Source organism: Micromonospora citrea (genome assembly GCF_049629545.1).
GTDB classification, from domain to species: Bacteria; Actinomycetota; Actinomycetes; order Mycobacteriales; family Micromonosporaceae; genus Micromonospora; species Micromonospora citrea_A.
On the sequence record NZ_JBNADX010000030.1, the window covers coordinates 16,461 to 38,486 of the forward strand.

Consider the following 22,026-nt stretch of genomic DNA (forward strand, 5'->3'; position numbering starts at 1 on the left):
TCAGGCGTCGCGGTTCCCACCCGGGCGGGCGAAGCCGCGCGCCACCGACGGCGCCTGCTCCGACGGCCCCGACCGCCGGTCCCACGACGGGCCGGGCACCACCTCGCCGGCGACCACGACGCCGGGCAGTGCCCGGGGCACCCGGGCCCGACCGACCACGGGCTCCACCTGCCGACGGAACCGGTCCCGCTCCTGCTCCGGGACGAGGGCCGCCGACCGCACCACCCGCTCGGCCACCAGGTCGTTGAGTTTCACCATCACCGCCACGGCGAGCGGCAGCAGCGGTACGGCCCACCAGCTCACCAGTTCGGCCAGGGCGAGCAGCACGGCGAGCGCCACGGCGCCCTCGAAGAAGACGAAGCAGAGCACCCCACCCGGATTGACGAAGCGCAGTCCGAGCGCCCGGGCGTAGAGCGGTCGGTACCGCTCCTCCTCGGTCGGCACGGTGCTCCACGCCGTACGGGTGGGGCCGGTCACCGGGCGCCGCCCCGCCGGGCGGCCGCGACCGAGAAGACCGCCTTCTCCAGGGCGTACGCCCGGTCGTCCGCGCCGCCCTTGACCGCCGCGTTGCACTCGGCGGCCGCCCGCATCGCCTCGACCAGGCCCTCCGGGGTCCAGCCCCGGGCCCGTTGCTGAGCGTTCTTGATCTTCCAGGCGGGCATGCCGAGGCTGCTGGCGAGCTGGTACGGGTCACCCCGGCCGGCGGCGGCCACCCGGGCCACGGTGCGGACACCGTCAGCGAGGGCGTCGGCGATCGGCACCGGGTCGACCCCGACGTGCAGCGCCCAGCGCAGCGCCTCCAGCGCCGCCGGGACGTCTCCGACCATCGTGGCGTCGGCAACCGTGAAGCCGGTCACCTCCACCCGGCCCCGGTAGTACCGGGCGACGGTGTCCGCGCCGATCCGCCCGTCGGTGTCGGCGAGCAGTTGCGAGCAGGCGGCGGCCAGCTCCCGCAGGTCACCGCCGACGGCGGCGATCAGCGCCTCGGCCGCGTCCTCGGAGCACTTGCCACCGCCCCGGCGGATCTCGTCCCGGACGAAGGCGACCCGCTCGCGGTGCCCCTTGAGCTTCATCGCGGGCACCACGGTCGCGCCCGCCGCCTTGAGTCCGTCGGCGAACGCCTTGCCCTTGGCGGCGCCCAGGTGCAGCACCACGAGTTGGACGTCCGGGTCGGGGTTCCTGGCGTACGCGAGCAGCGCGGCGACCAGGTCCTTGCGGGCGTCCTGCCCGGCGCGCAGCACCAGCAGCCGACGCCCGCCGAAGAGTGAAGGGCTGAGCGCCTCGGCGATCTCGCCGGGGGTCAGCGTCCCGCCCTGGTACTCCCGGACGTCCACGTCGGGGTCGACACTGCGGGCCCGCGCGACGGCCTCGCCGACCGCGCGCGTGGCGAGCAGCTCCTCATCGCCGAGGACGAGCAGAATGGGAGCGAGGCTGGCGGCGGTCACGCCGCCCATCTTGGCACGGCCCACGACGCGATCGGGCCTGGTCATCGGCGGCTGCGACGGCGCACCCCGCACTCAGCGCAAATCCAGACATTTATCCTCTTTGCCGGGCGCAAGCCGCCAATGTTCGCCGCAATCCTCAGCGAGGTGCGTGATCGCCTCCTGGAGTTCGGAGCGGGCCGAACACCGAAGCGCCGGACAGTCGGCGAGTGCCTGACGGACGATGCCGGGGTGACCCACCAACCAGAGGGCGGCCGTCGCATCCTCGTCATCGACGGGCATCCGGACGCCGGCAGCTTCAGCGACGCCCTGGCCCGCGCGTACGTCGAGGGTGCCCGCTCCGGCGGCCACGACGTCCGCCTGCTCCGCCTGCGGGAAATGCGGTTCGATCCGGTGCTGCACGGCGGATTCGCCCATCCGCAGCCGCTGGAACCCGTGCTGGTGGAGGCACAGCAGGCGATCCGCTGGTGCCAGCACCTGGTGATCGTCACGCCGTGCTGGTGGTGGTCGGTCCCGGCGCTGCTCAAGGGGTTCATCGACCGGGTCTTCCTGCCCGGTTTCGGTGTCGTGTACCTCGACCGCTTCCCCTACCTGCGCAAGCTGTTGAAGGGACGCTCCGCCCGGGTCATCTACACCCAGAACTCGCCACAGCTCCTCGCGCTGTTCGCCCGTGAGGACCTGTTCTGGCGGTTCATGCGACGCGGATTCCTCCGCCACTGCGGGTTCCGCCCGGCCCGGCGCACCGTGCTGGCCGGCATGAAGAACGCCGGTCCCCGCCAACGGGAACTCTGGCTGACGCGGGTCCGCCGGCTCGGGGCCCAGGGTCGGTGACCGTCGCGGCGCCCGGCGACCCGCCGGCGTCGAGCGCCGCCAGGACAACGGCGAGTCGATCGCCCGACGCCGAGCGCCGCCACGACGACGGGGAGTCACTCCCCCTGGCCGGTACGGTCAGCGCGACGATCACCGGCTCGCCGGATCGGGGCCCCGCGTCACGACGGCCAGCCCGTGCCGCCCGGCGACCACCGCCACGTCGCCGTCGGTGTCGGTACGCAGCACCCGGACCCCGCCCCGCGCCAACCAGGCCAGGACCGACGGGCTGGGGTGGCCGTAGTCGTTGTCGGCACCCACCTGCACCACCGCGACGGCGGGCCGGACGGCGTCCAGGAACGCCGGATCCTGGTAGGCGCTGCCGTGGTGGGCGACCTTCAGCACCTCGGCCCGCAACGCCTGTGGCGGTGACCGCTCCAGCAGGGCCCGCTGCTCCTCGGTCTCGGCGTCCCCCGCCAGCAGGACCCGCACCCCGGCCACGGTGGCCCGCAGCACCAGCGAGTTGTTGTTCGGGTCCGACCGGGTGCCGCGCAGCGGGTACGGCGGGCCGAGGATCACCAGTTCCACCCCACCGGCCCGGTACGACCACCCCGCCACCCCCGCCTGCGGCGTCACCGCGCCCGTGGCGGCGGCGACCAGGTCCCGTCCCGTCGCCGGCTCGGCGAGCGACGGGGTGACGATCCCACCCACCCGCCGGCCCCGCAGCACCCCGGCGACCCCGCCCACGTGGTCGGCGTGGAAGTGGCTCACCACCAGCAGCGACACCTCCCGTACGCCCAGCCGCCGCAGACAGCCGTCGACCAGGGACGGCTCCGGCCCGGCGTCGACGACCACGGCCCGGCCGGCCGCCACCGGCAGGACCAGCGCGTCCCCCTGCCCCACCGCGCAGCCGACCAGCACCCAGCCGGCCGGTGGCCACCCGTCGGCGAGGATGCGCACCGGCAGGGTGCCGAGCATCACCGCGACGACGCCGACCGCCACCAGTCGCCGGACCACCGGCCGCCGGGCGGCCAGGAGCAGCGCCACGGTCAGCCCGGCCAGCAGCAGCGCCCCCGGCACCCCACCGGGCCAGGGCAGGGTGCCGGCCGGCAGTCGTGCCCCGACCCGGGCCACCGTCACCAGCCACCAGGCCGGCCAGCTCGCCAGCCATGCCACGAACTCCGCACCGGCCGGCCAGAGCGGCGACCCGGCGGCGGCCAGCACGCCCAGCACCGTGGCGGGCGCGATGGCCGGCACCGCCAGCAGGTTGGCCGGCACCGCGACCAGGCTCACCGTGCCGGAGATCGCGGCCACCACCGGCCCGCAGGCGACCTGCGCCGCGGCCGGGACGGCCAGCGCCTCGGCCAACCCGGCCGGTACGCCGCGCCGCCGCAGCGCGTCGCGCCACCCGGGGGCCAGCAGCAACAGCCCGCCGGTGGCCAGGACGGAGAGCGCGAACCCGGCGTCCCCGGCCAGCTCCGGATCGACCAGCACCAGGACAGCCACCGCGGCGCTCAGCGCGGGCAACGCGGCCCGGGGTCGCCCGGCGGCGAGCGCGGCCAGCCCGATCGCGCCCATGGTGGCGGCCCGCACCACGCTCGGCGACGGACGGACCAGGACGACGAAGCCGACCAGGGCCAGCCCGCAGAGCACCGCGCCCGCCCGGGGACCGGCCCGGGCCCAGCGGGCGAGCAGCAGTACCGCGCCGACGACGATCGCGACGTTGGAACCGGAGACCGCGTTGAGGTGCGTCATCCCGGTGGCCCGGAAGTCCTCCTCCACGGTGGCCGGCAGCGCGCTGGTGTCCCCCACGACCAACCCCGGCAGCAGGCCACCCTGCTCGTCGGGGAGCGGCGCGCAGGCCCGTTGCAGGCCGGCGCGGAGCGTACCGGCGGCACGCTGGAGCCACGGTGGCGGCCCGTGCGGCGCGGGTGGACCCGGCACGGTCAGCACCGCCGCGGTGAGATCGCCGCCGCGCGGGGCGGTCAGCCGTCCCTCGGCGGTGAGCCGCTGCCCCGGTAGCCGCCCCCGCCATGCCGGGTCGGTGGCGAGCACCAGCACCCGCGCGGGGGCGCTCACCCGGCGGCCGTCGGGACCGGTGAGGTGCACCAGCTCGGCGGCGACCAGCAGAGTCGCCGGCCGGCCCGGCGCGCCGCGTACCGGACGGGGGTCGTCCCGGATGATGAGGTCGGCACTGACCCGGGCCCGCTCGTCGACCAGCGCGCGCAGCGGGGCGGCGTCGCGCACGTGCAGCCGGGCGGCGGTGGCGCTCGCGCCGCAGACGACGCCGATCAGCGCCGCGACGGCGATCCAGCCGTACCGCCGCAGCGGTGCGCAGGGCCGGCCGAGGCGGCCGAGCAGGTGGGCGGCGGCCACGGTGGCGAGGCCGGCGGCGACGGCCGCCAGCAGCGTCGCCGCCGTCGCGGTGAGGTGCAGGCAGGCCAGCGCGGCGAGCCAGGCGGCCACGGCCAGCCCGGCCAGCCGCAGGTCCGGCGCCTCGGCAGCGGTGTGGACGACGCTGTCACCCGGGGTCCGGCGGCTCACACCGTCACCAGGTCCTTGAGCTGCTCGTACCGGGCGTCGCCGATCCCCTCGACCTGCCGCAGGTCACCCACCGACCGGAAGCCGCCCTGTTGGTCCCGGTGGGTCAGGATGCGCTGGGCGAGCACCGGGCCCACCCCCGGCAGCGCGTCGAGCTGCGCCAGCGTGGCCGTGTTCAGGTTCAACGGCTGGCCGGGAGCGGGAGCCGTACCGGCGGCCGGCGGGGCTGCGGCGGGCTGGCCGGGTGGCGCCGCGACGCCGACCAGGATCAGCTCACCGTCGGTGACCTTGCGGGCCGGGTTGAGCAGGGCGACGTCCACACCGGGGAGCGCACCGCCGGCCGCCTGCACCGCGTCGGCCACCCGCGCGCCGGACGGCACCCGGACCAGGCCCGGACGACGTACCTTGCCGGCGACCGCGACGACCAACTCACCGGCGGGGCTCGCGGACGCGTCGGGCCCGCTCGACGTCTCCGGAGCGGTGACCTGCACCGCCTGCCCCGGGGGACGGACCGGCTCGGCGCGGGGGCGGGACCGCCAGGCCCAGAAGCCGGCGCCGAGCACCACGACCACGGCGACGGCGGCCAGCGCCCGCACCCCCCGCCGCCCCGGGTCGAACGCCCCCGGTCCGGGGAGCCGGGAGTGCACCCGGACCGGCGCTCCACCCCCGAGCACCGGGGCGTCGCCGGCCGACACGGCCGGGCGCTCCCCGCCGAGCAGGGTGCGATCGCCGGGCGCGGCCGGACGGTCGCCACCGAGCAGGGTGCGATCGCCGGGCGCGGCAGGGCGGTCGCCGCCGGGCGGACCCGTCCGGCCGGGGTGACCGGAGGGCGTGGCCACCCCACCGCCGGTCGGGCCGACCGGATCGGCCACCTCCGCCGGCCAGGCCGTTTCGTCGTCCGCCGCCGCGTGGCGGACCGTCCCGGTCGCCGGGGCTGGGCCACCCGGTCCGCCCGCGCTGTGCGAGCCCTCGGCCGAGGGCGGTGACGCGGACAGCACCGTGGCGGCGGCCGGGAGCGGCCCGCCCAGGTCGCCGCCCCTGCCCACCCAGGGCCATCCCGTGTCGCGGTCCCCGGGCCCGCTCGGCCTGGCAGGGGGCGTGCCGGTGGCGCCGGCGGCGGGTTCACCCGGTCTCCGTCGGGGCGAGCCGGCGGCGACGGTCGGCGCTGCCCGACCGATGGATCCCCGGGGCCCGTCTGTGGCACCTGACGCCGGCAGCGGCGCACCCGGGCCCGGTGGCGGCGCCGCTACTCCCCCGGGCACCGCCTCGGCCAACCGGAGCAGCCGCCGCCGCACCATCGTCTCCTCGTCGTCCGACACGGGGCGAGGCTACGAAAGCCGCGACGGTCGTCACCGGCCGTCGACCGCCCCCTGTGGACGGCCGGACGCCCTGTGGACAACCGCCTGATCAAGCGATGATGTGCTACGAGGCCAGCCGCCTTCCGGTCCGGGCCCGCGTCTCTGTCGCACCGCAGGCTCCCCGTTGACCCAGTCGGCGGCCACGCAACCGGCTGAGCAGCCCGGCCGGACCGGCGACCGGCGGGTCGGCAGGTCAGGCCGGATCAGAGCGGCGGCGGGTCGGTAGGTCAGGCCGGATCGGGGCGGCGGTGGACGACCACACTGGCCAGGCCGGGCCCGGCGTGCGCGGCGACCACGGCACCGGCCTCGGAGACGTACGTGTCGTGCAGCCGGTCGCCGAACCGAGCGGTGAGCGCCTCGAGGAGCTGCTCGGCGCGCTGCGGTGCGGCGAGGTGGTGCACGCCCAGGTCGACGTCGGCGTCCCCGGCCGCCTCGACGGCCAGGTCGACCAGGCGGGCCACGCCCCGGCTGGCGGTGCGCACCTTGTCCCGGAGCACGATCGCCCCGTCCGGCATGTGCATGATCGGCTTCACTGACAGGGCGGTGCCGAGCAGCGCCTCCGCCGCGTTGATCCGACCGCCCCGGCGCAGGAACTCCAGCGTGTCGACGTAGAAGAAGATGGTGGTCCGGCCCACGGCGTCGGCGGCCGCGTCACGGACGGCGACCAGCTCGGCCCCGGCCTCGGCGGCCGCGGCGGCGGCGAGCACCGGGAAGCCCAGGCCCATGCCGGTGGAGCGGCTGTCCACCACCTCGATCCGGTCGCCGATCTCGGCGGCGGCGAGCCGGGCCGCCTCGACGGTGCCGGAGAGCTCCGCCGACAGGTGCACCGAGACGATCCCGTCCACGCCGGCCGCCAGCAGCTCCCGGTACGTCCGGGCGAACTGCTCCGGGGCGGGGCGGGACGTGCTGACGGAAACCCGCCGGCCACCGAGCACCCGGGTGGCGTCGGCCGGGAAGACCTCCACCCCCTCCAGCCCTACGGCGCCGTTGAGCACGACGGTCAGTGGCACCACGGTCAGCCGGTGCGCCTGCACCAGCTCGGGCGGGAGGTAGGCGGTGGAGTCGGTGACGACCGCGACGGGCATGCCCGGCACGCTAGCCGATGTCGCGGTGCAGCGCCCGGGCCGGACGACTCAGACCGGCTCGGCGAGTGCCGGGCGGGTGATCAGGCCGACATTGTGCGCCCGCAGGTGCCAGCCCCGGGCGTCGTTGTTGCGCAGCTCGGTCCAGTGGCAGTTGGCCAGCGAGCCGATGGCGCGCAGCACCGAGTGGTCCCAGCCGATCAGGTTGCCGACGCCCTGACGGGCGCTGCCGCCGTGGGTTGCGACCACGACAGTGCCGCCGGCGACGAGGTCGGCGGCGTCGGAGAACGCCTCGCCGACCCGCTTGCCGAGGTCGTCGAGGCTCTCGATGCCGGCGCCCGGGTCGGGGTCACCGGCCCGCCAGCGGGCGTGCTCCTCGGGGAAGCGGGCGGCGGCGTCGGTGAGGAGCAGCCCCTGCCACTGGCCGAAGTGCCGCTCCCGCAGCCGGGCGTCGGTGCGTACCGGCAGCCCGGTGACCTCGGCGAGCGCGGCGGCGGTGTCCGCGGCCCGGCTGAGGTCGGAGGCGACGATGGCGTCCGGCCGCAGCGCCGCGAGCAGGGGGGCCGCGGTGCGGGCCTGCTCGCGGCCGAGGGCGTTGAGGGGTACGTCGGTCTGCCCCTGGACCCGGCTGGCGGCGTTCCAGTCGGTGTTGCCGTGCCGCCAGACGATCAGGCGGGTCATTCGGCGGCGGAGGCGTCGGCCTCGACCAGGTCCCGGTCGACGAACGGGACCTGGGGGCAGTCCTTCCAGAGCCGGTCGAGGGCGTAGAACTCGCGCTCCTCGGTGTGCTGGACGTGGACCACGATGTCGACGTAGTCGAGCAGCACCCAGCGGCCGCCCCGCTCGCCCTCGCGGCGAACCGGCTTGGCCTTCTCCGGCAGCTCCAGCAGGCGTTCCTCGATGGCGTCGACGATGGCCAGCACCTGACGCTCGTTCGGCGCGGAGGCGACCAGGAACGCGTCGGTGATGGCGAGCTGGTCGCCCACGTCGATGATGACGATGTCCTGCGCCTTCTTGTCGGCCGCAGCCTGGGCGGCGGCCATCGCCAGCTCGTGAGCGCGTTCGGAAACTGTCACCGTTCTCCTTCGATCATCCGTGCGACCCTCCAAGCGTCTCACACCCGGCGGCGAGACGACTTGTCAGTTCTGGTCGGTTTCGGGGACGAAGGCACCCGTACCGGGCGGATTCACTCCTGGTAGAGGGCACGTTTCGCGATGTACTGCACCACACCGTCGGGCACCAGGTACCAGACCGGCTCGCCCCGGGCGACCCGGGCGCGGCAGTCGGTGGACGAGATCGCCATCGCCGGCACCTGCACCAGGCTCACCGTGTCGGCCGGCAGGTGCTGGTCGGTCAGCTCGAACCCGGGCCGGGTGACCCCGATGAAGTGGGCCAGTTCGAGGACCTCGTCCAGGTCCTTCCAGGAGAGGATCCGCTCCAGCGCGTCCGCGCCGGTGATGAAGTACAGCTGCACCTTCGGGCCGTACAGCGCGTGCAGGTCGCGCAGGGTGTCGACCGTGTAGGTGGGGCCGCCCCGGTCGATGTCGACCCGACTGACCTGGAAACGCGGGTTGGAGGCGGTGGCGATCACAGTCATCAGGTACCGGTCCTCGGCGGGGCTGACCGGCTCGTCCGCCTTCTGCCACGGCTGACCGGTCGGGACGAAGACCACCTCGTCCAGGCCGAACCGGTCGGCCACCTCGCTGGCGGCCACGAGGTGGCCGTGGTGGATCGGGTCGAAGGTGCCGCCCATGATCCCGATCCGCCGGATGTCTTCCTCCACCCGATGATCGTAGGCCGGGTCCGGCCGGCGACCGGGCGGGGTCACCGGACCGTCCCGTCCACCGGCCACCGCGCCACGCGCCGGGAACGGGGTTCCGCACCGTCGCCCCACGCTCATATACTCGTCGACAAGTAATCGCGTACGAGCATCGACGGGAGTGGGTCGTGACCCAGCAGCGGAAGGTCGGGAACCTGCTCGCCCTGGCCGTGCTCTCCGTCCTCACGCAACGGCCGATGCACCCGTACGAGATCGCCACCACGCTGCGGGCCTGGGGCAAGGACCAGGACATGGAGATCAAGTGGGGGTCCTTCTACACGGTCGTCCGCAACATGGACCGACATGGTCTGATCGCGGCCGTGCAGAGCGTGCGCGAAGGCCGCCGGCCCGAGCGCACCGTCTACCGCATCACCGACTCCGGCCGGGCGGAACTGGTCGACTGGGCCCGGGAACTGGTCTCCACCCCGGGCCCGGAGCAGTCCCGGTTCCGCGCCGGACTCTCGGTGCTCGCCGCCCTGCACCCGGACGAGGCGGTGACCCTGCTACGACAGCGGCTGACACTGCTGGCGGACGGCATCCGGGCCGGCCGTGCGGCGCTCGCCGAGCACCTGCGCACCGTGCCGCGGCTGTTCCTGGTCGAGTCGGACTACGACCTGACCGTCAAGGAGGCGGAAGCCGCCTGGATCCGTGCCCTGCTGGCCGAACTCACCTCGGGCAGCTACCCGGGTCTGGACGAGTGGCGGGCCTTCCACGAGACCGGGGGCCGGTCGACGGACGCCCCGGAAGGGAGCGACACCACCGAGTGATGGACGGCCCCGGCACGGTGCGCCAACACCAGGCCGGGGCCCTTACCCCGAACCGCACCTGGAGAGGTGACCGGCCCGAAGCGGCAACCACGAGGATAGCCGGGCTCTCTCCAGGTCGGTTCGCCACGCGCGACAACCGACGAGTCCTGGAGGGACCATGACAGTCAAGACCGCGATCGTGATCGGCGGCGGCATCGCCGGCCCGGTCACCGCGCTGGCGCTGCGCCGCGCCGGCATCACCGCCACCGTCCACGAGGCGTACCCCAGCACCACCGACGGCATCGGCGGCACCCTCGCGCTCGCCCCCAACGGCCTCGCCGCCCTGCACGCGGTCGACGCGGACCGGGCGGTGGCCGCGATCGCCACCCCGATCCACCGGACGGTGCTGGCGATCGGCCGCCGCCGCATCGCGCTGCCGAGTCTTCAGGGCGTGCCCCCGCTGCACGTGGTGCACCGCAACGACCTGCACCGGGTGCTGCACGAGCGTGCCGCCGCCGAGGGTGTGGTCGTCGAGCACGGCCGGCGCCTGGTCGGCGTACGGGAGACGGAGACCGGCATCACGGCCCAATTCGCCGACGGTGGCACGGCCACGGCCGACGTCCTCATCGGGGCCGACGGCGTACGGTCGACCGTCCGCGCCCTGATCGACCCGGACGACCCCGGCCCCCGGTTCACCGGGCTGCTCGGCTTCGAGGCGGTGGCCCGGCACGCGGTCGACGTCGAGCCCGGCACCATGACCTTCACCTTCGGCCGGCGTGGCTACTACCTCTACTGGCCCGAGCCGGGCGGCGGCACCCGGTGGGGGGTCAACCTCCCGCAGGAGCGGCCGATGAGCCTCACCGAGGCCCGCGCGGTGTCCCCGGCCGACTGGATGCGGACCCTGCGGGCCGCCCACTCCGACGACGAGCCGGGGCGCGACCTCATGCTGACCAGCGACCCCGGCGAGTTGCAGGTGGTGGGCTCGTTGCACATCATGCCGTCGGTCCGGCGCTGGCATCGCGGACGCATGGTGCTGGTGGGCGACGCGGCGCACGCGCCCTCGAACAGTTCCGGGCAGGGCGCCTCGCTGGCCATCGAGAGCGCCGTGCAGCTGGCCCGCTGCCTGCGCGACCTGCCCGACGCCCGGTCGGCGTTCACCGCCTTCGAACGGCTGCGGCGCGACCGGGTGGAGAGGGTCGCCGCCCGGGCCGCGCGGATCAACCAGGCCAAGGCGCCGGGCCCGCTGGCCCGGGCGCTGATGCCGCTGCTCATGCCGCTGTTGGTGAAGACCGCGATGAAACCGGAGAAGACGCTCGGCCCCGAGCAGCGCTACGTCATCGACTGGGACGCCCCGGTCACGTCGGGCCCGACCGGACGCTGAACCGACGCCCCGGGGTGGCGCGCACGGCGACGCGCCACCCCGGTCCGGTCGAGGTGCCACCGGACGCACCGGCTGCGGCGGGTCGGGCGCCGCAGCCGGTGCGCGGCGGTCAGGCCGACGCGGCGGCCACCGCCGTCCGGGCCACCAACGCGCGGCGCATGTCGTCGTCCAGGTCGGTGACCCACCGGCGCAGCCCGGGCGTGAGGTCGTCGCGGGCCAGCAGCGTCGCGGCCGACTCCCGGGTCGGCTGCGCCACGGCGTAGCGGGGGAAGGCCAGCCTGGTGATCCCGTCGGCCACCCAGGCGGTACGCAGCCGCGCGGCGGCCGGCATGTCGGCGAAGTACCTGGCCACGTACGGTGCGGTCAGCTCGGCCTGCTCCGGCTGCCAGAAGCCCTCCGCGGTCGCCTCCACCAGGCGGTTGGATAGTTCGGTGCTGTGCGTGACGATCTCCCAGGCGGCCCGCTTGGCGTCGGCGTCCGGCAGGGCGGCGCGGCAGCAGGCGGCCCGTTCCGCGCCGACGGCGCTGCGGTCGGCGGCGGCCTCGGCGGCGATCTCCGGCTCGCCGGCCGCGCCGAGCACGACCAGGCGCAGCAGCAGCGCCCAGCGCAGGTCGGCGTCGACGGCCAGCCCTTCGGGCACGCCGTCACCGGCCAGCCAGCCGGCGAGCAGCCCGGTGTCGGTGCTGGCGGCGATCAGGCCCCGGGCGGCGGCGAGCTGCAACGACCCTCCGGCCGGGGCTCCGGCGAGCAGCGCGGCGCAGGCCCCGGCGACGCGCAGCAGGGCGGCCTCCCGGGCGAGCGGGTCGAGGTAACGGTCGATCAGCCCACGGCTGAGGCCGAGCACCTCCTCCGCGATGATCACCTCGGTCTCGGCGGGCAGCGCCGCCGCGATCAGCGAGACCAGCGCGGTGACCGGCCGTTCCCCGTCCCGGGCGGCGTCGAGCGTCTCACCCCAGAGCAGCGCCCGGGCCAGCTGGTCGGTCAGCCCCGGCAGCACCATCGGCACCACGTCGGCGGAGGCCGGGTCCAGCCGGATCTTGGCGAAGGTCAGGTCGCCGTCATTGGGCAGCAGCAGGCCGGTGGCCGGCTCGCCGACCAGCTCGGCCAGCTCGGTGCGCCCCTTGTCGACGTCCGGGTCGAGATCCACCTCGATCCGGGTCACCGTGCCGTCGGCGGCGTACCGGCCGACACCGACCCGGTGCGGTCGCAGCACCGGGTACGCCTCGGGAGCGGTCTGCACCACGGCGGCGGAGACCCACCGCCCGTCGGCGTCCACCGAGGTCTCCATTCGCAGCGTGTTGACCTGGGGCCGGCGCAGCCAGCACTGCGCCCAGTCGGTGAGGTCGCGGCCACCGGCGACGCTGAGGGCGTCGAGCAGGTCGGCCAGGGTGGCGTTGCCGAAGCGGTGCGCGGCGAAGTGGGCGTTGAGCCCGGCGAGGAAGGTCTCGTCGCCGAGCCAGGCGACGAGCTGGCGCAGCACGCTGGCGCCCTTGGCGTACGAGATGCCGTCGAAGTTGAGCAGCCCCTCGGCGGCGTCGGCGACCTCCTCGGGGGCCACCGGGTGGGTCGAGGGGCGCTGGTCGGCGGTGTAGCCCCAGGCCTTGCGGCGGATGGCGAACGTCGTCCAGGCCCGGTCGAAGCGGGTCGCCTCGGCGGTGACCCGGGTGCCGAGGTACTCCGCGAAGGACTCGTTGAGCCACAGGTCGTCCCACCAGCGCATGGTGACCAGGTCGCCGAACCACATGTGCGCCATCTCGTGGGCGATCGTGGTGGCGCGCAGCTCCCGTTGGGTGTCGGTGACCGCCGAACGGAAGATGTAGTCGTCGCGAAGGGTGACCAGGCCCGGGTTCTCCATCGCGCCGGCGTTGAACTCGGGCACGAAGGCCTGGTCGTACTTGCCGAACGGATAACGCTCGGCGAAGAGCTGGTGGAACCGGTCGAGGCACTGCTTGGTGACGGTGAGGATCTCGTCGAGGTCGGCGTCCAGGTGCGCCGCGAGTGAGCGGCGGCAGTAGACCCCCAGCGGGATGCCGTCGTGGGAGTCGCGGCGCACGTGCCAGGGGCCGGCGATGAGCGAGACGAAGTACGTGGCCAACGGCGCGGTGGCGGCGAATTCCCAGCGCCCTGGCCGGGGCGTGTCGGCGAGCTGCCCGTTGGCGGCGACCGTCCACTCCGGTGGGGCGCTGACCGACAGGGTGACCGGGGCCTTCAGGTCCGGCTGGTCGAAGGCGGCGAAGATGCGCTGCACGTCGTCCAGGAAGGACATCGCGTAGAGGTAGGTCTCGCCGTCGGCCGGGTCGACGAAGCGGTGCATCCCCTCGCCGGTGTTCGAGTACGCCATCTCGGCGGTGACGGTGAGCGTGTTCGCCTCGGCCAGCCCGGTCAGCGGCAGCCGGTTGTCGACCAGCGTGGCCGGGTCGAGGTCGCGGTCGTTGAGGCGTACCTCCCGCAGGGCCGCGGGCTTGACCTCGACGAAGGTCTCCGCCCCGGGGGTGGCCCGGAAGCGGATGGTGACGGTCGAGTGGAACCGCTCGCCGCCGCCGGTGAGGTCGAGGTCCACTTCGTAGGACTCGACGGTGATCAGCGCGCGACGCGCGGTCGCCTCTACACGGGTCAGGCTCGGCATCCGCTTATCCTGCCGGACGGGGAGCCGGACGGGCTTCCCATTACGCGTGGCGATGGAGGACCAACAATGGGTCAGCACCCCAAGGGCGATTTCGACCTGTCCCGGGCGGTCTGGCAGCGGGCCGAGGGCGACACCTCCGACAGTGCGGTCGAGGTGGCCTTCGTCGACGACCTGATCGGCATGCGCAACTCCGCCGAGCCGGACGGCCCGGTGCTCGTCTTCACCCAGGCCGAGTGGGACGCCTTCGTGGCCGGCGCCCAGGACGGCGAGTTCGACCTGAGTTGACCGGCCCGCCCGGCTCACCCGTCCCCCTCGCCCCAGCCCAGTCCGCCGGGGCCGGGGGCGTGGTGGAAGCCGGGATGGCCGGCGACGTCGGCGCACCGTTCGCCGTCGGGGCCCGGCGCGTCGCAGAAGAGCCGCTCGGCCCGGTGCCAGGCGTCGGCCGGCGACAGGGCGGCCGCGGCGAGCGCCAGCTCCGGGCGGAGCAGGCTCAGCGCCTCGGCGTACGCCACGGCGAGTTCGCGGGCCTGCTCCGGGCCGGCGGCCTCGAAGCCCAGATGGGCGGTGAAGTGCCGGGGCGGCCGGGGCACCCGTCGGGGCGGCGCCAGCAGCGGCGCGTCCGCCGGGTCGGGGCCGGTGCCGGCGGCCCGCGCCATCGCCTCCGTCACCCGCCGCTGACGCCAGTACGGCGGCCTGTTCTCCCGCATCGGTCCTCCCCGTGGTGACCCGGTGGCCGGCCGTCGTGGCCGACCCGGGGACGAGCCAACCAGGTTCCCGGTGCCCTGGGAGGGGCCAGCACGGTGGCGGCCTGCGGGGCCCACACCCCAGGGCCGGCCCCGCCGGGCTCGCGGGATTGGGCGGCGCGGACCGGGGTAGACGGCGACGGGCCGACCCGCGCGGCCACCCGCCGTCACCGTGTCAGGAGAGCCGGATGTCCGCCACTCCCGCCGACCGCAGCCCGGAGAGCACGCTGGCGTTCCTCCGCGAGGGGTACCGGTACGTCAGCTCCCGCTGCGAGCGCTACGGCAGCGACATCTTCACCGCCCGGTTGCTGCTGGAGCGGACCATCTGCCTGCGCGGCCGACCGGCCGCCGAACTCTTCTACGACACCGGGCGCTTCCGCCGGGCGGGGGCGATGCCGAAGCGGGGGCAGCGGACGCTGACCGGCCGGGGCGGCGTACAGGGGCTCGACGGATCGGCGCACACCGACCGCAAGGCCATGTTCCTGTCGCTGATGACGCCCGGCGCGGTCCGGCACCTGGGCCAACTCTTCGCCGACGAGTGGCGGGCCCGGATCCCGGTCTGGGAGGCCGACGGCCCGGTGGTCCTCTACGACGAGGTCGCCCGGATGCTGATGCGGGCGGTCTGCGCCTGGGCGGGAGTACCGCTGGCCGAGCCCGAGGTGGCCCGCCGCACCGCGCAGATGCACGCGATGATCGACAGCGCGGCGTCGATCGGCCCGCGCTACTGGCGTGGCCGGCACGGCCGCCGCCGTGCCGAGCACTGGATCGCCGGCATCGTGGAGCGGGCCCGGGTCGGCACCCTGCCCGCGCTCGAGGGCAGCGCGCTGCGCGCCGTCGCCGAGCACCGCGACGACCAGGGTCGGCTGCTCCCCCGCCGGATCGCCGCCGTGGAGCTGCTCAACGTGCTGCGCCCGACCGTGGCCGTCGACCGGTACGTGGTCTTCGCCGCGCTCGCCCTGCACGACCACCCGGCGTGGCGGGACCGGGTCCGGGGCGACGACGACGCGACCGAGTGGTTCGTGCAGGAGGTTCGCCGCTACTACCCGTTCTTCCCGGTGGCTGCCGCCCGGGTCCGGCAGTCCTTCGACTGGCAGGGCCACCACTTTCCCCGGGGCCGGCGGGTGCTGCTCGACCTGTACGGCACCAACCACCACCCCGACCTGTGGCCCGAGCCGGAGCGGTTCCGCCCGGAACGCTTCACCGGCTGGCGCGACGACCCGTACGGCTTCGTGCCGCAGGGCGGCGGCGAACACCTCGGCGGGCACCGCTGCGCCGGTGAGTGGATCACCATCGAGCTGATGAAGCAGGCGGTGACCCTGCTGACCACCGCGATGCGCTACGAGGTGCCGCCGCAGGACCTGGCGCTGGACCTGAGCCGGATGCCGACGCTGCCGCCGAGCGGCTTCCTCGTCGACGACGTACGGCGCACCGACTGACCGGCGAGCGTGCGGAAGGAACACCGACCGACCGGCCCCTCGCACCCGGGGCCGGCGTGCTCGCACCGGGCGGGCGACGACGACCCGGGAAGGGCGTCTCGTCGGCGCGGTCGGGTCGGGGCCGGCACCCCGCCACCACGCACCGAGTCGACGCCCGTCCCACGGTCAGGCGGCGGGGTGCAGGACGCTGCGCAGGCAGGCGTCCTGCTTCTTCTCGAACAGCTCGTACCCGCGCACGCCGTCCTCCAGCGACATCGGATGGGTGGCCAGGTAGCCGGGGTCGATCTCGCCGACGGCCAGCCGGTCCAGCAGCATCGGGATGTAGCGCTGGGCGTGCATCTGCCCCATCCGCAGCACCAGGGCCTTGTTCATCGCCGCGCCGAGGGGGAACTTGTCGACCAGGCCGCCGTAGACGCCGACGATGCTGACCGTGCCGCCCTTGCGACAGGCCATGATCGCCTGGCGTACGGAGGTGGGCCGGTCGGTGGTGAGCCGGGCGGTCTGCTTGGCCTTGTCGTACGCGTGGATCGGACCGACGTCGTGCGACTCCATGCCCACCGCCTCGATGCAGGCGTCCGGGCCCCGGCCGGCGGTCATCTCCCGCAGCGCCTCCAGCACGTCGGTCTCGGCGTAGTTGATCGTCTCCACGCCGAGGCGGTCGGCGGCGGTGGCGAGCCGCTCGGGCAGGCGGTCGATGACGATGACCCGTTCCGCGCCGAGGATCTGCGCGGAACGGGCGGCCATCTGACCGACCCCGCCCGCGCCCCAGACGGCGACCACCTCGCCGCCCTTGAGCGCGCAGAAGTCCGCCGCCATCCAGCCGGTGGGCATGGCGTCGGCGGCGAAGACCACCGCGTCGTCGGCCACCCCGTCCGGGACCTTGAACGCGCCGACGTCGCCGAAGGGCACCCGGATGTACTCGGCGTGGCTGCCGGAGTAGCCGCCGGCGGCGTGTGAGTAGCCGAGGATGCCGGCCGGCGAGTGACCCCAGAGCTTCTCGGTGAGGACCGGCTGCGGGTTGGAGTTGTCGCAGAGCGAGTACTGCTCGGTACGGCAGTACCAGCAGCCGCCGCAGGCCACCACGGAACCGACCACCACCCGGTCACCGACCCGCAGCCGCTGCACACCCGGTCCGGTCTCCACGACCTCGCCCATGAACTCGTGGCCGAGGATGTCGCCCTCCCGCATCGCCGGCAGGTAGCCGTTGATCAGGTGCAGGTCGGAGCCGCAGACGCTGCTGGCCCGGACCTTGACGATGATGTCCCCCTCGGCGCGGATGCCCGGCTCGGGCACGTCCCGCACCGCGAGCTTGCCGACCCCTTCCCAGCAGAGCGCCCTCACGCCCGTCCCCCCGTCGTCAACCGCTCGCGGACCTTGTCGGTCACCTTCTCCTGCGCCGCGTCACGCCCGGACGGGTCGTGCCGGGTGTCGATCATCTGGCCGGTCTCGACCAGCGACTTGATCCGCCGCAGCGCGTCCCGCAGCCCCAGGTCGGGCTCGTCCCCGCCGACCAGGCCGAGGAGCCGGCGCAGCGGGCCGCCGGCGCGGTAGCGCAGTTCGGCCCGGATCTCGGTGCCGCGGCCCTGCGGCGCGGGCACCAGGTCGACGTGCCCCTGCTGCGGCACCGGCCCCTCGTCGACCCGCCAGCTCAGCCGGCCCGGCCCGTCGACGGCGATCTCGGCGCGCCACTCGGTGCCGCCGCCGGCCGGGTCGCTCGCCACGCAGCGCCACCGGTTGTCGTCGAGTTGTTCCAGGGTGGCCCACTCGGCCAGGGCCCGGTCCAGCCGTTCCCGGTCCGTCCAGAAGCCGATGACGGCGTCCATCGGCCGGTCCACGGTGATTCCGCGCCGCACCACGTACCAGCCACCCTGCCGGTCGGGCTGGTGGCGCCGCCGTCTGCGGGCCACCGCCCGGCCGACGCCGAGCGCGGTCACCGTGGTGGCGCCGAGCAGCGCCCACCTCGTCGCGTTGCTGGTCATCACGTCTCCTCCACCCGGGCGCCCGGGATGGACACCCGCATGACGGAGCGCTACCCGTCCACGATCGCTCGAAACGAACCGGTTTGACCGGTCCGGCCGTGGGCATGCCGCAGCACCACGGCTTCAGGAGGCGACGGTGCCCTTCGACGCGAGCGAGTACGGCCGGCACATCCCCGCGGACGTCCACGACACCGCCTTCGCCCACCTCGATCCGGACGCCGCCGTGGACCGGCTGGTGGCCCTCGCCGACGGCGGACCGGCCTGCGAGTTCGACACCACCAGGATCCATCTCACGCCACGGCTGCCCGTCGAGTACGTCCTGCCGCTGCGCTGGTCCGACGACACCGGCCTGGCCGAGCTGACCGGTTACCTCCGGCGGCTGTCCCGCCTGGTCGACGTCACGGTGGTGGACGGCTCCCCGCCGCAGGCCCACGGCCGGCACGCCGCCGCCTGGCGCGGCATCGTCCGGCACCTGCCGGTCGACCCGGCGCTGCACGGGATCAACGGCAAGGTGCTCGGCGTGCTGACCGGGGTCGCCGCGGCCCGGCACGAGCACGTGGTGATCGCCGACGACGACGTCCGGTACGACGAGCCGGCGCTGCGCGCCGCGCACCGGCTGCTGGACGAGTTCGATCTGGTCCGCCCGCAGAACTACTTCGACCCGCTGCCCTGGCACGCGTGGTGGGACACCGGCCGGACGCTGCTCAACCGGGCGCTGGCCGCCGACTGGCCGGGCACCCTGGCGGTGCGCCGGAGCACCTTCCGGGCAATGGGCGGATACGACCCGGACGTGCTCTTCGAGAACCTGGAGCTGGTCCGCACCGTGCGGGCGTACGGCGGCACCGAGACCGCCCCGGCCTGGCTGTTCGTCCGCCGGCTGCCGCCGACCGCGGCACACTTCCGGGGCCAGCGGGTCCGCCAGGCGTACGACGACCTGGCCCAGCCCGGGCGGCTGCTGGTCTCGCTGGCGGTGCTCCCCGGCGTGGCGGTCGCGCTGGCGGCCCGACGGCCCGGCCTGCTGCTGACGGCTGCCGCGACGGCGGTGGCGGTGGCCGAGGCGGGCCGGCGTCGGGGTGGCGGGGCCCGCGTCTTCCCCGCCCGCACCTCGCTGGCGGCGCCGGTCTGGCTACTGGAGCGGGGTCTGTGCTCCTGGCTCGCGCTGGGCCGGCGGCTGCTGCGCGGCGGGGTCCGGTACGCCGGCCACCGGGTCCGCCGGCCCGCCCACTCGACCCGGCTGCTGCGCCGCCGGCTCACCCCGGTCGAGTCCGGCGACCTCGTCGCCTGGGTCGGCGCCGACCTGGTGACCCGCGCCTGACCCGGTACACGCGAAAGCTCGCGGCCACGCCCCGGCGGACGCCGGGAGTGGCCGCGAGCTGTGCGGTGCTTTCCTTCAGTAGCGGACCTGTTCGCGGGACTGCTGGGCCTGGTCCCTGACGTCGTGCGCGGCGGACTTCGTGTCGTCCTTGACGTTCTGCACGGCGCCCTGGGCGGTGGAGCGGACCGACTCGGTGGCGTGCTGCGCCGGCTCGCGCAGCTCCTCCTTCAGCTCGGTGGCGACCTCGCCCAGCTTCTCCTTGACCACGCCGCTGTGCTCGGTGGCCTTCTCCTTGACCTGGGCGGCCAGCTCCTGCTCACGGCGGGTCGCCGGGACCAGCGAGGAGACCAGCATGCCTACGCCGAACGCGATCAGGCCGGCGGCCAGCGGGTTGCCCTCGGACTTCTGCCGGATCACCTGCGGCGCCCGGTGCGCGGCGTCACCGACGGTGGCCGCCGCCGAGTGCGCCTTGTCGCTCACCGTGGAGGCCGCCGAGGAGGCGTGGCCCCCCACCGAGTGGGCGGCGTGGCCGGTGCTGTGGCCGAGGTCGGAAGCGCTTCCCATCACCTTGTCCTTAACGTTGTGCAGGGCGCTGCGCACCCGCTGCTTGCGGTCGTCGACGATGCGGCCGGGGCTCACCTTGTACGCCAGGGCGTCCACGTCGGAGCTGAGGCTGTTACGGGTGGCCTCGATCTCCCGGCGGATCTGGGCGGGATCGGTGCTCATCGGGTGACTCCCTCCGGGTGGGGCTTGAGCGCGTCGGGGATGCGCTGCACGCTGTCGTTGGTCTGCTTGAGGCCGCGGATGCGCTCCGCGTTCTTCTTGGCCTTCGAGTAGAGGACGGCGGCGACCCCGGCCCAGACGACGGCCACGATCAGCGCCGCCAGGCCCGAGTCCATGACGTTGTCCAGGAACTGCCACACGGCGATCGACACGAACAACGCCACCATGTAGCCGCCGAAGCCGGCGCCGCCGTAGAACCCGGCGGCCTTGCCCGCCTTCTTGCCCTCCTGGCGGATCTCGGCCTTGGCCAGCTCCACCTCCTGACGCATCAGGGTGGACAGGTCGGTGGTGACCGACCGCATCAGCTCACCGAGGGAGCTGCCCCTGACCTCGTCCGCGGTGTGCGGGGCACCCGCGGGGTGGTGTCCGGTGTCCATTCCGGACTGCGTCGGCACGCTCATGCCGTCGCCTCCCTTCGGATGTCTCGGTCGCTCACGGACGGGTGGTGCCGCTGGACGGCACGCCCGGCAGCGGGTCGGTCTGGGTCACCGGCGGCAGCGGCTGGCCGACGCCGCCCGCCGGGTCGGCGTAGCTGGTGCTGGTGCCGCGGTCCGGGTAGGCCGAGTAGCCGGGGTCCGGCTCGGCGTAGCTGCCCGGGGTCGGGTCGAGGTAGCCGCCCGGCGGGGTCGCGTCCGGCACCGCGCGCGGCGCGGGGGGCGTCGGGATCACCGCGGTGCGGTCCGGGTCGTAGCCGTTGGTCGAGCCGTAGCCGCCGGTGGAGTCGTCGGAGGCCGAGGTGAGGCCCTTGGTGAGCCGGCCGGCGACCACGCCGAGCAGGGCCGCGCCGACCAGGAAGGTGCCGGGGTTGCGACGGGCGTAGGTCTTCACCTCGTTGAGCAGGTCGCCCGGCTCACGCGCCTCGAGCCAGCCGGCGACGCCGTGCACCCGGTCGGCGGCCTGGTGGGCGAGCTCGGTGACCGGGCCGGCCTGTCCGCCGTTCTGGGCCATCGAGCGCATCTCCTCGGCCAGCGAGCGGAGCCCGCCGGCGGCCCGGCGCTGCTGGTCGCCGGCCTGGCTGGCGACCTGGGTACGGGCCTCGCCGTAGAGGTTGCGGACCTGGCGCTGGGCCTCCCCGACGACCTCCTTGCCCTGCTGCTTGGCGGTCTGCGCGACCGCGCCGCCCGCGTTGGCGGCCTCGGAGCCGACCTGACGGGCCTGGTCCCGGACGCCACCGCCGTTGGTGCTGTGCTCGTGCCCGTACGTGGAAGACGTGGGCGAGAGATCGTAAGTCATGGTTTCCCTTCCGCTCGGACGTTTCGTCGCGGTTTGTGCGCTGGGGGGATCTCGCCGACCGTCACGTCGGCGCGACTCTTCACCTACCCCCGGCCGTCTGGTCCATGCCTGATTCGCCATTTCTCCACAGCGAGCGGTCCGTCGGTCACAGAATGTGAGGAGTGTCCGGCTACCGTCGGCAGCGCTCACGGAGGTGATCAGCGATGGCACGTGACGTGCGTGGGCGCGCGCCGGCCGGCCCGAAGCCCAGGCTCCGGACGGCCGCCACCGCGGTGGCCGCGATCTTCGTCCTGATCGGCGTGCTCGGCTTCGTCCCGGGCGTCACCACCGGGTACGGGGACATGACCTTCGCCGGGCACCACTCCGACGCGAAGCTGCTCGGCCTGTTCCAGGTGTCGGTCCTGCACAACCTGCTGCACCTGCTGTTCGGCCTGGCCGGGCTGGCGCTGGCCCGTACCGTCGCCGGCGCCCGGCTCTTCCTGGCCGGCGGCGGCGCGCTCTACCTGGCGCTCTGGCTGTACGGCTTCGCCATCGACCGGGAGAGCGCGGCCAACTTCATCCCCGTCAACGACGCCGACAACTGGCTGCACCTGGTGCTCGGCTTCGGCATGCTCGCCCTCGGCCTGCTGGTGTCCAACGACGCGGGCACCGGCGGCCGGCTCGACACCCCGATCGACCGCCCCTGAGCCGCCGGCCCGCCACGCCCGCCCGGAGCGCCCGGTGTGTCCGAGTTTG

The 22,026-nt window shown here is 74.7% G+C and carries 22 protein-coding genes; 7 read left to right on the top strand and 15 right to left on the bottom strand.

The annotated features are described in order from the left end of the window. Together ACPFP2_RS25560 and holA are read right to left on the bottom strand one after the other, a co-directional pair. The gene (locus ACPFP2_RS25560; protein WP_424092155.1) at window positions 1-477 is read right to left on the bottom strand and encodes a hypothetical protein; all 477 of its coding nucleotides are present in this window, start codon (window positions 475-477) and stop codon (window positions 1-3) included. Continuing rightward, window positions 474-1,454, bottom strand: a complete 981-nt coding sequence (gene holA, locus ACPFP2_RS25565; RefSeq protein ID WP_424092236.1) for a DNA polymerase III subunit delta — start codon at window positions 1,452-1,454, stop codon at window positions 474-476. Before holA ends, ACPFP2_RS25560 begins: the two co-directional genes overlap by 4 nt. Before the next feature lie 219 nt (window positions 1,455-1,673). On the opposite strand from holA, the gene ACPFP2_RS25570 reads away from it, so the two are divergent. Then, entirely contained in the window at window positions 1,674-2,273 is a 600-nt protein-coding gene (locus ACPFP2_RS25570; protein WP_424092156.1) for an NAD(P)H-dependent oxidoreductase, read from the top strand. A gap of 129 nt (window positions 2,274-2,402) precedes the next feature. Here ACPFP2_RS25570 and ACPFP2_RS25575 read toward each other — a convergent pair whose 3' ends face one another. The 6 genes from ACPFP2_RS25575 to nadD form a co-directional block, all read right to left on the bottom strand. Continuing rightward, window positions 2,403-4,793: a ComEC/Rec2 family competence protein gene (locus ACPFP2_RS25575; protein WP_424092158.1), complete on the bottom strand. Its 2,391-nt coding sequence runs from the start codon at window positions 4,791-4,793 to the stop codon at window positions 2,403-2,405. After that, window positions 4,790-5,662 carry a helix-hairpin-helix domain-containing protein gene (locus ACPFP2_RS25580; protein WP_424092237.1) on the bottom strand — a complete coding sequence of 291 codons (873 nt, stop codon included), beginning with the start codon at window positions 5,660-5,662 and terminating at the stop codon, window positions 4,790-4,792. Before ACPFP2_RS25580 ends, ACPFP2_RS25575 begins: the two co-directional genes overlap by 4 nt. 713 nt (window positions 5,663-6,375) lie before the next feature. Then, window positions 6,376-7,233 (bottom strand): DegV family protein, encoded by an 858-nt coding sequence (locus tag ACPFP2_RS25585; protein WP_424092160.1) that lies wholly within the window; start codon window positions 7,231-7,233, stop codon window positions 6,376-6,378. Between the two features lie 48 nt (window positions 7,234-7,281). Further along, complete coding sequence (locus tag ACPFP2_RS25590) at window positions 7,282-7,911, bottom strand: histidine phosphatase family protein (RefSeq protein WP_424092161.1); 630 nt, start codon at window positions 7,909-7,911, stop codon at window positions 7,282-7,284. Then, the gene (gene rsfS, locus ACPFP2_RS25595) at window positions 7,908-8,306 is read right to left on the bottom strand and encodes a ribosome silencing factor (RefSeq protein WP_088975607.1); all 399 of its coding nucleotides are present in this window, start codon (window positions 8,304-8,306) and stop codon (window positions 7,908-7,910) included. Before rsfS ends, ACPFP2_RS25590 begins: the two co-directional genes overlap by 4 nt. Window positions 8,307-8,416: 110 nt before the next feature. Then, complete coding sequence (nadD, locus tag ACPFP2_RS25600; RefSeq protein ID WP_424092163.1) at window positions 8,417-9,013, bottom strand: nicotinate-nucleotide adenylyltransferase; 597 nt, start codon at window positions 9,011-9,013, stop codon at window positions 8,417-8,419. A gap of 164 nt (window positions 9,014-9,177) precedes the next feature. Here nadD and ACPFP2_RS25605 point away from each other — a divergent pair, with 164 nt between their 5' ends. Both ACPFP2_RS25605 and ACPFP2_RS25610 read left to right on the top strand, forming a co-directional pair. Further along, on the top strand, window positions 9,178-9,816 hold the full coding sequence (locus ACPFP2_RS25605; RefSeq protein WP_424092166.1) for a PadR family transcriptional regulator: 639 nt from the start codon (window positions 9,178-9,180) through the stop codon (window positions 9,814-9,816). 157 nt (window positions 9,817-9,973) lie between these two features. Beyond that, a complete protein-coding gene (locus ACPFP2_RS25610; protein WP_424092168.1) occupies window positions 9,974-11,176 on the top strand; it encodes an FAD-dependent oxidoreductase in 1,203 nt (400 codons plus the stop codon). Window positions 11,177-11,285: 109 nt separating this feature from the next. On the opposite strand, the gene pepN is transcribed toward ACPFP2_RS25610, so the two are convergent. Further along, window positions 11,286-13,802, bottom strand: a complete 2,517-nt coding sequence (gene pepN, locus ACPFP2_RS25615) for an aminopeptidase N (RefSeq protein ID WP_424092169.1) — start codon at window positions 13,800-13,802, stop codon at window positions 11,286-11,288. 66 nt (window positions 13,803-13,868) lie between these two features. Between pepN and ACPFP2_RS25620 the strand changes: the two genes are divergently transcribed. After that, window positions 13,869-14,087 (top strand): DUF397 domain-containing protein, encoded by a 219-nt coding sequence (locus ACPFP2_RS25620; RefSeq protein ID WP_088975611.1) that lies wholly within the window; start codon window positions 13,869-13,871, stop codon window positions 14,085-14,087. A 14-nt stretch (window positions 14,088-14,101) separates the two neighbouring features. On the opposite strand, the gene ACPFP2_RS25625 is transcribed toward ACPFP2_RS25620, so the two are convergent. Then, a complete protein-coding gene (locus tag ACPFP2_RS25625) occupies window positions 14,102-14,509 on the bottom strand; it encodes a hypothetical protein (protein WP_424092171.1) in 408 nt (135 codons plus the stop codon). Window positions 14,510-14,733: 224 nt separating this feature from the next. Here ACPFP2_RS25625 and ACPFP2_RS25630 point away from each other — a divergent pair, with 224 nt between their 5' ends. Continuing rightward, a complete protein-coding gene (locus ACPFP2_RS25630) occupies window positions 14,734-15,981 on the top strand; it encodes a cytochrome P450 (protein WP_424092173.1) in 1,248 nt (415 codons plus the stop codon). A gap of 165 nt (window positions 15,982-16,146) precedes the next feature. Here ACPFP2_RS25630 and ACPFP2_RS25635 read toward each other — a convergent pair whose 3' ends face one another. Together ACPFP2_RS25635 and ACPFP2_RS25640 are read right to left on the bottom strand one after the other, a co-directional pair. Beyond that, entirely contained in the window at window positions 16,147-17,322 is a 1,176-nt protein-coding gene (locus tag ACPFP2_RS25635; RefSeq protein WP_424092175.1) for a zinc-dependent alcohol dehydrogenase, read from the bottom strand. Further along, window positions 17,319-17,960, bottom strand: coding sequence for a cyclase (locus ACPFP2_RS25640; RefSeq protein WP_424092177.1), 642 nt, complete (start codon window positions 17,958-17,960; stop codon window positions 17,319-17,321). Before ACPFP2_RS25640 ends, ACPFP2_RS25635 begins: the two co-directional genes overlap by 4 nt. 136 nt (window positions 17,961-18,096) lie before the next feature. Here ACPFP2_RS25640 and ACPFP2_RS25645 point away from each other — a divergent pair, with 136 nt between their 5' ends. After that, window positions 18,097-19,275: a glycosyltransferase gene (locus ACPFP2_RS25645; protein WP_424092179.1), complete on the top strand. Its 1,179-nt coding sequence runs from the start codon at window positions 18,097-18,099 to the stop codon at window positions 19,273-19,275. A 75-nt stretch (window positions 19,276-19,350) separates the two neighbouring features. Here the strand turns inward: ACPFP2_RS25645 and ACPFP2_RS25650 are convergent, their stop codons facing one another. The 3 genes from ACPFP2_RS25650 to ACPFP2_RS25660 are packed head-to-tail and all read right to left on the bottom strand — an operon-like array spanning window position 19,351 to window position 21,291. Then, complete coding sequence (locus tag ACPFP2_RS25650) at window positions 19,351-20,001, bottom strand: DUF3618 domain-containing protein (protein WP_424092180.1); 651 nt, start codon at window positions 19,999-20,001, stop codon at window positions 19,351-19,353. Beyond that, window positions 19,998-20,459 carry a phage holin family protein gene (locus ACPFP2_RS25655; protein ID WP_424092182.1) on the bottom strand — a complete coding sequence of 154 codons (462 nt, stop codon included), beginning with the start codon at window positions 20,457-20,459 and terminating at the stop codon, window positions 19,998-20,000. Before ACPFP2_RS25655 ends, ACPFP2_RS25650 begins: the two co-directional genes overlap by 4 nt. A gap of 31 nt (window positions 20,460-20,490) precedes the next feature. Further along, window positions 20,491-21,291 (bottom strand): hypothetical protein, encoded by an 801-nt coding sequence (locus ACPFP2_RS25660; RefSeq protein WP_424092184.1) that lies wholly within the window; start codon window positions 21,289-21,291, stop codon window positions 20,491-20,493. 203 nt (window positions 21,292-21,494) lie between these two features. On the opposite strand from ACPFP2_RS25660, the gene ACPFP2_RS25665 reads away from it, so the two are divergent. Next, entirely contained in the window at window positions 21,495-21,977 is a 483-nt protein-coding gene (locus ACPFP2_RS25665) for a DUF4383 domain-containing protein (protein WP_424092186.1), read from the top strand. The last annotated feature ends 49 nt before the right edge of the window (window positions 21,978-22,026 follow it).